A 12,234-nucleotide genomic window follows, 5' to 3' on the forward strand; every position below is an offset into this window, starting at 1 on the left:
TGAAGGAGGCGGCCGCGCGCTTGGCCATCGCCGCCGAAGCATGACCGATCAATAATCCGACCACGTCCTGCCTGGAGGAGTTTGGGTGTCTACAGGTGGGGGAATTTGAAGTGTCGATCGGGGACGTCGCGCACCTCGCGTTTCACTCGCCCGCTCCGGAAGCAGGGCACGGGTACTTGACGACTCTCATCGAAGCGGACTCGATCGACGCCGCGATCAGCGGCACACGCGATCACCTGCGACGCCTGCAGGACGAGCGCGCTCTGTTCCGGCCCGGGACCGAGATCGTTGTAGCCAGCTGCGTCGAGATCCACAGGCCGTCCCGGGACGGGTTCGTCATGCAGCTCTGGGGGCTGCACAAGTCTGACTTCATCGAGGTGTCGACAACCCTGCCGGACGCGGACGCGTCGCAGGCGATCGCGTTCCAGTGGTGCGAGGATGGCGCTTTGCGTGACGTGGCGGAGCCAGCGGTCCTGTTCGCGGTGTCGGAATCCGGGACGGTCAACACGGCGGTCACGAACCACCCCAGAGATGGCCCCACGTAGCGAGGCTGGCACGGGGAGCAGCCGCGCTGAGCGTGCGCCGTACGCGCCATCGCGGCGCCCTCGTTGCTGATCCACCAGGCGCTCGAGCTGCGAGCTGCGGCAGAAGCAGTAGATGCGACGGCGACCTTCAGCGCATCAGCGTCGATGCGTCCACTCGGGCGCGCCGCCGTCAACCCGATGCCCATCCCTGCCCATCGCCCTATAAGAGAAATCCCGGCAGAGCGGCCCAGGACAAAACGAGGGCCTACGGCTCCTCGGCCTGCTTCTAGGACCCCGGGGTTCACACATGTGTTGGAGGCACTGCGTAGCGGAACTGCAGAGGGTCCAAGTCTCGATCGTCTACGGTCCATGGCATCAGCAGCGCAGCGGTACCACCGAAGGCAACGACGCCTGAAGGCTCCGATCGAACCTCCACCCCAGACAGCACGAACAGGACCGCTTTGTCCGGATTCGCCTTCGCGTGCTGCACCTCGTTCCGGGTTAGGAAGACCGCCGAGCCGGTGCCGGTTGTGCCTTTCACTTCTACGTGCAGCTCTTCCTGGGCCCGGGTCGCGTGCAGGTCGTACGGCATCGTTCTGGACACGTCTACGACCACGTAGCCAAGCTCTTCGAAGTGACCTGTGGCCGCCCTCATGGCGCGCTGCTCGATAGCGGCTCGGAGTACGCCATCTGTCAGGTATTGCTGCCCTTCAGCACCGGGTTCCTGAGCGACAACAGCAGTTGATCGGAGCAACGGCCCGGCGAGGTCGGCGAAGGGAGCAAGTTCCGGCACTCCGAGGACGAAGTCCCTCGGCAACTTGAACCCGTACCCCTGGAGCATCCGCACCGGCCGATCAGCTACCTCGAAGGGAAGGTACGCTGGCTTGCCGTATCGAGCTTCAACTTCGGCCCGGAGATCGATGAGCCATTGCTTGAGCGATCGAAGTCGGTCCAGCGTCAGCGGCGCCGGAAGCAAGGTGAACTGCGCGAGCGGCACGACGATGCCCGGCCGCAGGTAGGGCTGCACGCCCTTGGCGCGAGCGAACGTTCCTCGCGCGCCCCACGTGATCGGCTTCGGCCTCCAGGTGCCTGCGACCACCGAGACGGCGACGATCGCGTCGCGGGCCTTGTGGTAATGGAACACGACGTCGCCAGGCTGGGTCTCCTTGATGATGAGGTAGTGCCAGTCCGGTTCGCCCGACTCGTTGGTCTCCGGTGCTCGCAGGTCGGCACCCAGGTCGTCCCGATCTGTCAGTTCAAGCCAGTACCGCTCAGTCGGCTCCCTCTTCCACCAGCTCTTGATTTCCATAGGGCAAAGCTACTCGTTGACGATTCTTTGAGCTCCCATTGACCTTTATCCCGAGGCCGGGGGCGCATACATCACCGGGCCACCGATTGACGATTTTGGACGACATCGCTCGTCCGGGACGCGATCAACGATCGCCGCGAACTTCTCGCCACAGGTCAGGTGATCGCTTCGTCCCTGGTCGCACTGGCCCTCGTGCCCATCCTTCCGACTGGTGATGGTGGTTGCGGTGCTACCACCCTCGCGCTGCTACCGCCCTCGATCTCCATCGGCAATTGCTTATATAAAGGACGCGTATGGTAGTTAATAGGCGCTGCCCCTTGCCGGAGCCGCGAATCCTTAGTCATCAATGACTTACGCACGCTCCTCGGTGGCTCGTCTGCCCGAATTTCTGTCGTGGGCAGCGGCAGCGCCTCGCCGGACGGCGAGCGCGGCTAGCTCATGCGACGTGTCAGCCCACGTAGAGCGTTGCGCGCCTTTTCGTTCAGCTCCCGATCCGCCATGAGCTCTGGGTCGAACTTGCGCCGCCCGAACTTCCCAGGCAGCCCCCGGGTCGGCTTGATGGCCCGCGCGAACGAGGTCATCCGGTGCTCGACAGCAGGAAGGTCCTTGGGAAGGCGGAAGCGGAAGCCAAGCTTGGTGAGCGTCTCGAACTTGAACCCTCGGGCTTCCTCGATGGTACTGAAGGGCAGCCCCCCATCCATGGCACGCAGCGTGACTTCCATTCGTGCACGCCATTCGGAAGGCCGAAGCTTCAGGTCGCCCCCCTTGTCCGTGGTCTTCAGGTAGTAGCGTTGGCCCACAGGTTCGTCATCGTCGCCCACATAGAGGGTACCGCCCTCCTTGAGGAGCCTGTTTACCTCCGGTGCAAACTTGTGTTCAGCGCCAATCGGCCAGCGCCTCGTCGCCGGGTCGCTCTTGTCGTACTGCGGCTGCAACCGCTTGTTGTGACTGGGATGGTGTGTGGTGTACCGGAAGAAGTCGTGCGTCAGCTGGCCCAGCCGCTCCCGGTTGCCGACCCCGTCGAACGCATCGAAGGCGACTTCCATCTCGGCGACCTGCGGCTCTCGCGCAAGGCCGTAGGTTGCCGAGATCTTGTCCAGGCTCGCCTGAACCTCGGACCAGGACTTCGGGCAGTTGTACGTCATGAGGAACTTCGTGGCTGCCCCACCCGGTCCCTTGTCCTTTGGATCGGCGTATTGCGCTCCGACGTGCTCCTGCAGGGTCCACCCCTGAGTCGTACGAGGAAGCTCGACGTTCACGCGCAGGAAGTCGACGACGCAGCTGAACCTCAGCCCGTCAAATCTGGCGGTCATGGATCGGTGTCTCCGGGGGTGTCCAGCGGCCTGCGAGGGCTGAGCCTGCAGCGCCGATGTAGTGGCTTGGGCGCGAGTGCGCCCTTCTCGGCCCAGTATAGCCAGCGCCCTCTGGCGATCCCCCCGCGCCTCAGCTCTCTCTGATGGCAATGATCGTGGCGCGTGAAACAGCGTACTGCCGAGCCGTGGCCGCGACCGTTGCACCTGCGGCCAAGGCGGCGCGGATCTCTTGATGCTGCTGCGGACTCGTCTTTCTGGGACGTCCTAGTCGCTTGCCTTCAGCCTTCGCCCTGGCAAGTCCAGCCTGAGTGCGTTCGACCAGTAGGTCGCGCTCCATCTCGGCCACCGCCGAGAGCATCGCCAGCATCAGCTTCCCGGCGGGCGCCGTGAGATCTTGACCGCTGAGGGCGAGTACCACGGTCTTGATGCTCCGGTCTGCCAAGCCCCGGACCACCTGCATGATGTCGATCGCATCCCTGCCCAGTCGATCGAGCTTCGCGACGACCAGCGTCTCGCCGTCCCGGATCTTGTCGAGCATCGCCGCGAACTGTGGTCGCTGCGCTGCGGGCACCTTGCCCGACACACCGCGATCCTCGAACCAGTAGTCGACTTGGTGGCCCGCCTGCTCGATCTCGATTCGCTGGTTCTCCGTGTGCTGCTGGTCCGTGCTGACCCTGCCGTACCCGAACGTAGCCATCAACCGCTCCTCCTGTTGGAAAACGCTGTCAGCCTAGCGGAATCGTCGGAAATGCGGAAGGCTATTTTTCTAACATCCGAGGCGCGGAGCCGCGCATGCGTCAGAAACCGGTCGGTTCTCAACAGCCAGTAGAGTACCGTTACCGATTGAAGCGCGAGCAGACATGACCCTTCTAGTTTTGCACCTGAGCGACATTCACATCCTGCACCAGACTGACCGCATTCTGAAGCGACCTCAGCAAACCGCGGCTGCGACCTTTCAGCATCTTCCTGATGCGTCTTGCGTGGCGGTCGTGATAAGTGGCGACATCGCGCAAGCCGGCAGCAAAGCGGAATACAAACTTGCCGAGCAGTTCATACTAGAAGTTGTACGAGCCATTCGGACTGAGAAGCGCCTCCCTGTTCACGTAATATTGGCACCAGGAAATCATGACTGCGATTTCACCGGTGAGCAAGATGCAAGGCTCGCAGTTATCGACAATATTCCAAAGAAGTCCGGCAATATACCCATCACCTATGTGCGGACCGCGACAAAAGTCCAACGGGAATTCTTCGCGCTAAAGCGCAAACTGGAGAATAAGGACATCCTATCCTTTGATAACCAGCTCTGGTGGACTTATACCTTCAATGTCGACGAGCTGAAAGTATCGATCGACGTGCTAAACGCTTCCTGGATGTCGACGAAACATGAACAACAAGGGAACCTACTCTTCCCTTATGAGCAGTTCAAGGATATCGACGCCAACTGCGATCTAAGAATCGGAGTGCTGCACCATCCTCTTAACTGGTACAGCCAAAACAACTACTTAGCCTTCCGTTCATTCCTGCATCGCCTGGAAGATCTGATCGTTACGGGTCACGAACACAAGAGCGCCAGCCGCCTGATCGATGACAAGGAAGACGGAGAGTGTTTGTATATCGAAGGGGCCTGCCTTCAATCCCGCAGCTCAGCGGAGTCAGCATTCAACATCGCCATCATCGATCTGAAGCTCAGGAGATTCAAGACCGAGCGGTACGCCTGGACGACAAACAGGTATACGTCGACGGCAGACGGATCGAAGGACTGGGCAGACTACCGGCCGCTGCCGAAACGCAACCCAGCGGAACTGTCGCTGAGCGACGCGTTTACGACTGAACTACATGATCCTGGTGCAACGCTAAAGCACCCATCGGGGCGGCCATTGATACTGCAGGACTTCTACGTCTTTCCCGATTTCGACGAAGAGGCGAAGGCGACCGCGGGCGGAGAAGCCAAGACCACCCAGAAAATCAATTCCTCGACCCTGCTGAAAGTGTCGGACCTCGATACAGACATACTGATTCAGGGCGACGACGAAGCAGGCAAGACTCGGCTGCTCTACCGATTGATGGAGGCGTACCATCAATCTGGCCGGCTACCCCTCTTGTTCAGAGGCGAGAAAGTCAAACCCAGTCACGCGTCAGATGTTGCCCCACTTGTAAAGAGCGCCGTCTGCGAACAATACGGCGAGATTAATCTCGCCGCCTATCTTCAAGCGCCAAACGACCGGAAGGTCTTTCTCTTTGATGATTTCGATCGCGTCAATCTCAACGCCGAACGAAAGAATAAGTTCCTGCTAGGATTAAGGTTGCGCTGCTCCAGGATAATCACGACGGTCGGAGAAAACTTCGCGGTCAGAGAACTGTTCGGCGGAGGCGATCTTTTGGAAGCGCAAGCGTATAAGTTCTACAAACTGCTTCCGCTAGGTCACGCCCGTAGGCATGAGCTGATCAAGAAGTGGATTCGCATTGGTGGTGTCGAATCGACTGATCACAATGAGTTTCTTAGAGCCTGCGACGAAGCTGAGCAACTGATAGAGAGTACAAAGTTGCAGTATGTCGCAACGACCGTTCCTATCTTTGTGCTGTCTCTTCTCCAGGCTAACTCTTCTGGTGTAGCAGCCGAGGCGCACAACTCCGCATTCGCCCACTACTATTACTTTCTCATCATTGGGGCGTTGGACTCTGCTCAAGTGCCAAAATCTGATTTTGGACTAATTCTGTCAGTCTGCAATCACCTTAGTTGGTTTATCAAAAAGTTTGGGCACGATCAGCAGTCGATCACAGTTGCCGAGTTTAGGAAGTTCGTGAAGAAGTATTCCGCAGAATGGTCAACGATTAGCGAAAAGGATATACTGCAAATACTACTTCGCTCCAGATTGATGACGCAAGACGGCGAAACGATAGCATTCACTTACCCTTACACGTACTACTACTTCCTTGGAAAGTACGCAGCAATCGCCATAAAAGACCAAGACGTCATTGACTACATTCAGTACTGTCTGAAAAATCTTTACGCGCGAGAATGCGCAAATGCCCTGCTCTTTCTCGCACATCACACAGGCGATAGTACAATATTGACCCAGTTGGTCAGTGCTGTTAACGGTCATTTCCAGAAGGTTGCTCCCTTATCGCTCACAAAGGCCGACGTCGGCAATATATCTGATCTATTGGCCCAAGCCCCCCAGATAACCTATCAGGAGCGCAAACCGGATCAGTTTAGGCAAACACGAGCCGAGGCGCGCGATCGATATGACAACACCGACGGACTGGAAAGCAAGCCCGTTGAAGGCGAGCGGGATACCTTTCACGACATCATTAGCCTTTTGAAAGCCATCGAGATGACAGGCATTCTACTTACGCATCAATTCTCAAATTACTCCCGCGGAGTAAAGAACGAATCCATTCGAGCGATATTTGACAGCTCTATGAGGGCTGTGCAGGATCTTTTCAATCACTTCCGAGACTCCGCGGATCTCGTCGACACGATAATCGCTAGAGTTCAATCCAAGACAAAGGACGTTAATGCCGAAGAAGCCGAGAAGATCATTCGAAACGGCATAGCGTTCTTACTGCGAATGATGACAACTTCGTTCGTCATGAAGGCTGGCTCAGCGGTAAAGTCATTGGATCTCGTGGACAACGTCCAATCTGTGGTAGAAGACAATCCAACCCCGGCTTACCGACTTATTAAGCTCGGGCAGGAATTGCAGCGCCCCGGTCGGCTTCCCCGAATCGAAATCAGTCGCCTAATGCGCGAGGAAGCAGGTAACCCAGCAGTGATGGGTGTTTTGCAGTTGCTGATCCTCTTCCGGCTATACATGTACGAAACTTCGTACGACGATAAGGATTGGGCCATCTCACTCTTCCATTTGGGGGGGGCAGCGTACGCGCGTCGAGGTCGGCCGCACGAACAAATACCCAGTTGCCAAGCGCCTAGTTCGCTGAGGGAACGATGCACGTCGCCGGTTGCACCAACTGAATGCGCAGCTCCGGGTGCACAATCCAGTAACCCAATCTCTGACCTTGGGACACCGCTGCAAACCAGGCGAATCAATGGCTTAGCTGGCAGATGGTGGAGACGAGCGATCCTCCTCGTCTCTATCAATAATCCTGGCCGTGCAGCCATCGCGATGCCGGACAACAAGAAGCACCACTTCGTCCCGAGGTTCTACCTGCGGCGCTTTTCGGCGAACGGGACGAGCATCAACCTCTTCAACATCCCGGGGCAGAAGGACATCCTCAACGCCAAGCTGAAAACGCAGTGCTACCGCGACTACTTCTACGGCAAGGAGTCCGAGACCGAGAAGGCGCTTTCAGTCGCTGAAGGCAAGGTCGCGGAGTACATCGAGCGCATCCACGCTGAGCGGGCGCTAGCGGCGCGCTTCTCCGAGGAGCACCTTACCCTTTGCTTCCACGTCGTCACGCAGGCGTACCGCACGCAGCACGCCGCCGACACGCTCAACGAGATGACGGACGGGTTCTGGAAGCAGGTGCTCAAGGATGACCCGCGCGTCCCGCCAGGCAGCATGGATAAGGTGCTCATTGGGTTCGACGAGGCGGTGCGCTTGTCCCTCGGCATCGCTGCAGAGCACTTTCCCGTCATCATGGACCTCGACTGGCGCCTTTTGGTCGCTGGGCCCGGAAGCGAGTTCATCGCGTCAGACACGCCCGTCGTCAGCGCCAATCAGCTCATGAGCTTCGTCAAGTTCGGCAGCACCACCGGGTTGAGCTGGAAGGGGCTGCAGATGTTCCTTCCTTTGTCGCCCACGCTGTTGTTGTTCCTGTTCGACAAGGACTCCTACGTCGTGGGCGATCACGGCGAGCAGGTGATCGAGGTAGCTCAACCTGGAGATGTGGACAAACTCAACGTGCTGCAGGCGGCGAGCGCCGCCGAGAACGTGTACTACCTCTCGACTGCAGCGAGGGTCGACGGCGTCGTACGGGCGGCGATGCGTTTCCGTCGACCACAGAAGGCGAAGACCAGCGCGGGGCCGATGGAGGAGACAGCCAAGGGCTTCAGCCAGGTCATCGCAACGTCGATCACTGAGCCGAAGACCGACCTTGAACTGTCCTTCATTCGGTTGCGCAAGAGCGCCACCAGGTGGCGAGATGTCACGGCCCGCGAGCAGGTGCAGCGCGGGATCTACGTGCGCAATGAAATGCTCTACCTGCGACACAAGGAGCACATCGAGCTGGTCAGGCAGGGGCGCGCTCGTTCGGAGGACCTCGTCTTCTACCTCTACAACAACTGAACCCGGGCCGCAGACGGAGGAACGAGACTGCTACGATCCAGTGCTACGATTTGTCGCTCAAGAACGCCCTTTAGCCCCGGCTACGGGGGTGCGATCGGGGTGCTGCAAATGTGGGTCGTAATCCCTTCACCCGCTCCAGGAATGTCGAGGGCCCCGAACGGGGCCCTTCGCATGTCCGGTCGAGCTTCGCGCGTCAGCCGTTGCGTGCCACCCACTCGACCAGCGCGTCCAGCGAGGGTGTCGCCCGTTGCGCTTCGGGGTGGTTGACGAGCGCGGCCAGCGCATAGGTGCGCCCGCTGGTGGTCTTGACATAGCCGGCGAGCGCCCGGGTATCGAGCAGCGTGCCGGTCTTCAGGAAGGCCGAGCCGGTGGCCTTGCCGCTGGTCATGCGGTGGGCGAGCGTGCCGTCGACGCCAGCGATCGGCAGCGAATCGATGAAGGCCTGCGCCTGGTTCGACGCCCAGGCGCGACGCAGCAGCTGCACCAGTGCGCGCGGCTTGCCGCGCTCGCCGCGCGACAGGCCGGAGCCGTTCTCCAGCGAGATGTCGCCCGGTTGAAGGCCCTGGCGCAACAGCCATTCGTCGACGCGCTGGCGCGCCTCGGCCAGCGTCGCGGCGCGCATCGGGAAGCCGCGCACCAATGACAGCATCAGGTTGCGCGCGCCCAGGTTGTCGCTGGACTTGTTGATCTCGCGGATCACCTGCGGCAGCGGCTCCGACAGGTGGACCGAATGCGGCAGCACCGCCTCGCCGTCGGCGCCCAGCGGCAGCAGCGAAGCGCGATCCGGCAGTCGCTTGTCGATCACGCGACCGCGCAGCCGGCCGCCGGCCTGCTGCCACAGGCCCTCGACGGCTCGCACCGTGAATTCATCGTGCGACAGCGGCGCCAGCGTCAGCGCGCGCGAGCCGCAGCCGGCGGACCAGCGGCCGCGCAGCGCCAGCGTCGGCGCGACGCCGGGCGCCGACGCCGCCTGCGCCCACACGGCGCAGCCGGCTTCGGCGCTCAGCTCGTTGACCAGTTTCAGCCCGGCCAGCGGCGGCGTCAGCTGCACCAGCGGCTTGCCGCGTGCGACGGCCTGGACGTTGACGTGCAGCACGCCTTCGTCGAGCGTCAGCGCATCGGGCCGCACGTGATGCGGCCGGTCCGTCGCCGGCGGCGGGGTGTTCGAGTGGTCGTCCTCGCGCAGCCGGAAAGCGAAGCGGTCGAGCACGACATTGCCCCAGATCTCGCGCAGCCCCTGGCGCTGCATGCGCTCGAACCAGGCCAGCAGATCCGTCGAACGCAGCCGCGAATCACCGCCGCCGACGATCAGCAGGTCGCCGAGCAGGCGGCCATCGGAGGACAGCGGCCCGCCGAGGAAAGCGTAGGTGCGCCAGCGGTAGTGCGCGCCCAGCAGATCGAGTGCCGCGAGCGCGGTGATCACCTTGGCCGTCGAGGCGAGCTGATACGGCTCGTCGGCATTCAGCGAGGCGAGCGGCTGGCCGCGGCCGCTGACCTCCTCGATCTGAACGCCGAAGCTGCTGGCCGGCAGCCCCGCGCCGGCGATCAGCGCGCGCAGCGCCGGCGGCAGGTCGCTCCAGTCGCCCGTCTTCTTCTGGGGTGCGATGGCCGCTTCCGCAGCCATCGGGACACCGGCCGCGGCCCACGCCGCGGCGTGCCGCAGCCAGCGGCGGCGGCCGTGATCGGGATCAGCACTCGCAGAACGGCATGACACCCCTCGAGACTAGGGGCGCAGGGCGGCGGCGCTCAATGGAACAAAGCCACGTCGCGCCCGCTATTCGCGGCGCCCCCCTAGGAGGAAGGCGCCGCGCAGCCCAGCTCGGACTACTCAGCCGGCCCGCTTGCGCCGGCGCGCGCCCAGCAGCGCGGCCGCGGCGACGCCCACCAGCGCCAGCGAGCCCGGCTCCGGGATGATCTGGATCGCGCCGTTGGTGACCTGTTCGAGGTAGTCGGCATACGACGCCAGCACGATGCCGCCGCTGAAGGTGCCGAAACTGCCGGCGATCTGGCCGTCGAAGAGCGTGCCGCCGAAGGTGTTGTTGGCGTACAGGAAGTATTCGCCGTCCATGAAGACGAAGCTCGGCCCGCCGGAGTCGCCACCGCCCAGGCCCGCTTCCTTGTCGTTCGGCAGGACCTGCGTGCAGGTGCCGAAGAAGTCGCAGAACACGTCCAGGCCATTGCCATCGAAGTCCGCATACCAGACCTCCTGCGGGCCGGCGACGAATCCCTGCTCGTCATCCAGGTCGTACAGGTCCATCACGTTCATGCCGACCCGCTTGATGCGGAAGTTCGGACCGACCGTGAAGCCATCAGGACCGGTGCCGGAGGTGCCGTAGCCGACCATCGTGATCAGCTGGCCGTTGTTGACCGTGTCCGGGTTCAACATGCGGTAGATCGCCGCCGTGTCGGGCGCATCCGCGTTCATGTGGACGACGGCGACGTCGTCGTTGACGCAGAAGCTGTTGACGCCCGGAGGGCAGTTGCCGAAGCCCTTGTAGTTCGGGTTGATCGACACCTTGTCGGCGGTGACGATGGCCCGGCCCGGGTCGCCCGGATTGGGCTGCGAATTGAACACCACGCGCACGTCGTTGCCGGGCGCATTGATGTCGATCACCGTGCCGTTGCCGTCGCTGTCCACGCAGTGGCCGGCGGTGACGACGTCACGCTTCGAGACCAGCGCTCCGGAGCAGATGAACGAGTCGCCGTTGGCGTAGCGGATGTTGATGCTGACGACGCCGGAGAAGGGCGAGGTCGGCAGGTTGGCATCGACGCGCGCTGCGGGCGAATCCGGCGGCGCGCCGGCGACGATCAGCGGCGTGTACGACGCACCGGGAAGCAGGCCCGCGTGAGCGGGCCCGGATGCAAAGGCCCCGAGCATCCACGGCAACACCGCCGCGGCAACACGGGTGACTTGGACCAGCAGCTTGCGTTTCATCTGGAAGACCCCAAAAAGATTTAGTAACGAGTGCAATCTCGTGCCCGGCTTCAAGCAGGTTCTGTTCCTCGGCGCTAAGTCCTTGATGGGCTTGAGTGTTGGTCGTGTCTGGGCGTGGTGCAAGGGGCGCCTGTGTATGCACCCCCGACACCGGGTTCTTACTTAATCGATGGAACCAGAATGCACAATTCCGAGCCATGAATGCCGAACATCCCTCGAGCCCCGAGCGCCCGCAGCGACCGATCCGCAGCTTCGTGCTGCGCGCCGGCCGCATGGGCACCGGCCAGCAGCGCGCGCTGCTCGAGCTCGGTCCCCGCTTCGTGCTGCCGTTCGAACCGCGGCCGCTGGACGCACCAGCGGCGTTCGGCCGCCGCGCCCCCTTGGTGCTGGAGATCGGCTTCGGCATGGGCGATGCGACGGCGCAAATCGCCGCGGCCCAGCCGCAGACGGACTTCCTCGGCGTCGAAGTCCACGAGCCCGGTGTCGGCGCGCTGCTCAAGCAGATCGGCGACCGCGGGCTGAGCAATCTGCGCATCGTCCAACACGACGCGGTCGAGGTGCTGCAGCAGATGATCGCCCCCGCGACGCTGGCCGGCGTGCACGTCTACTTCCCCGATCCCTGGCACAAGAAGCGGCATCACAAGCGACGGCTGATCCAGCCGGCGTTCGTCGACCTGCTGGCATCACGCCTGGCGCCCGGCGCCTACCTGCACTGCGCGACCGACTGGCAGGACTATGCGCAGCAGATGCTCGAAGTGCTGAGCGCCTGCCCGGCGCTGGCCAACACGGCAACGGCCTATGCCGAGCGCCCGGACTGGCGGCCGCTGACCAAGTTCGAGGCCCGCGGCCAGCGCCTGGGCCACGGCGTGTGGGACCTGCTCTTCACCCGGCGCTGAGGCGCCGC

8 protein-coding genes are annotated in these 12,234 nt (G+C 62.0%); 3 read left to right on the forward strand and 5 right to left on the reverse strand.

Annotated elements, in window-relative coordinates; genetic code table 11:
• Window positions 1-176 precede the first annotated feature (176 nt).
• Entirely contained in the window at window positions 177-545 is a 369-nt protein-coding gene (locus HLB44_RS09095) for a hypothetical protein (protein ID WP_173122274.1), read from the forward strand.
• A 280-nt stretch (window positions 546-825) separates the two neighbouring features.
• Here HLB44_RS09095 and HLB44_RS09100 read toward each other — a convergent pair whose 3' ends face one another.
• From HLB44_RS09100 to HLB44_RS09110, 3 genes are all read right to left on the reverse strand, one after another.
• Window positions 826-1,833 carry a protein NO VEIN domain-containing protein gene (locus HLB44_RS09100; RefSeq protein WP_173122275.1) on the reverse strand — a complete coding sequence of 336 codons (1,008 nt, stop codon included), beginning with the start codon at window positions 1,831-1,833 and terminating at the stop codon, window positions 826-828.
• Between the two features lie 431 nt (window positions 1,834-2,264).
• Window positions 2,265-3,146: a hypothetical protein gene (locus HLB44_RS09105; RefSeq protein WP_173122276.1), complete on the reverse strand. Its 882-nt coding sequence runs from the start codon at window positions 3,144-3,146 to the stop codon at window positions 2,265-2,267.
• 130 nt (window positions 3,147-3,276) lie between these two features.
• Entirely contained in the window at window positions 3,277-3,843 is a 567-nt protein-coding gene (locus HLB44_RS09110; protein ID WP_173122277.1) for a recombinase family protein, read from the reverse strand.
• Between the two features lie 163 nt (window positions 3,844-4,006).
• Between HLB44_RS09110 and HLB44_RS09115 the strand changes: the two genes are divergently transcribed.
• Entirely contained in the window at window positions 4,007-8,395 is a 4,389-nt protein-coding gene (locus tag HLB44_RS09115) for an anti-phage protein (protein WP_173122278.1), read from the forward strand.
• Window positions 8,396-8,588: 193 nt separating this feature from the next.
• Here the strand turns inward: HLB44_RS09115 and dacB are convergent, their stop codons facing one another.
• Window positions 8,589-10,019, reverse strand: coding sequence for a D-alanyl-D-alanine carboxypeptidase/D-alanyl-D-alanine endopeptidase (gene dacB / locus HLB44_RS09120; RefSeq protein ID WP_173122279.1), 1,431 nt, complete (start codon window positions 10,017-10,019; stop codon window positions 8,589-8,591).
• Window positions 10,020-10,223: 204 nt separating this feature from the next.
• Complete coding sequence (locus tag HLB44_RS09125) at window positions 10,224-11,330, reverse strand: trypsin-like serine protease (RefSeq protein WP_173122280.1); 1,107 nt, start codon at window positions 11,328-11,330, stop codon at window positions 10,224-10,226.
• A gap of 197 nt (window positions 11,331-11,527) precedes the next feature.
• Between HLB44_RS09125 and trmB the strand changes: the two genes are divergently transcribed.
• Window positions 11,528-12,226 carry a tRNA (guanosine(46)-N7)-methyltransferase TrmB gene (gene trmB / locus HLB44_RS09130; RefSeq protein WP_173122281.1) on the forward strand — a complete coding sequence of 233 codons (699 nt, stop codon included), beginning with the start codon at window positions 11,528-11,530 and terminating at the stop codon, window positions 12,224-12,226.
• Window positions 12,227-12,234: the final 8 nt, after the last annotated feature.

It is taken from the genome of Pseudaquabacterium terrae, assembly GCF_013266755.1.
GTDB classification, from domain to species: domain Bacteria; phylum Pseudomonadota; class Gammaproteobacteria; order Burkholderiales; family Burkholderiaceae_C; genus Pseudaquabacterium; species Pseudaquabacterium terrae.

Coding starts and splice junctions, on each gene's coding strand:
- dacB (WP_173122279.1), bottom strand. CDS start 10,019: ATGGCTGCGGAAGCGGCCATCGCACCCCAGAAGAAGACGGGCGACTGG.
- HLB44_RS09105 (WP_173122276.1), bottom strand. CDS start 3,146: ATGACCGCCAGATTTGACGGGCTGAGGTTCAGCTGCGTCGTCGACTTC.
- trmB (WP_173122281.1), top strand. CDS start 11,528: ATGAATGCCGAACATCCCTCGAGCCCCGAGCGCCCGCAGCGACCGATC.
- HLB44_RS09125 (WP_173122280.1), bottom strand. CDS start 11,330: ATGAAACGCAAGCTGCTGGTCCAAGTCACCCGTGTTGCCGCGGCGGTG.
- HLB44_RS09100 (WP_173122275.1), bottom strand. CDS start 1,833: ATGGAAATCAAGAGCTGGTGGAAGAGGGAGCCGACTGAGCGGTACTGG.
- HLB44_RS09115 (WP_173122278.1), top strand. CDS start 4,007: ATGACCCTTCTAGTTTTGCACCTGAGCGACATTCACATCCTGCACCAG.
- HLB44_RS09110 (WP_173122277.1), bottom strand. CDS start 3,843: ATGGCTACGTTCGGGTACGGCAGGGTCAGCACGGACCAGCAGCACACG.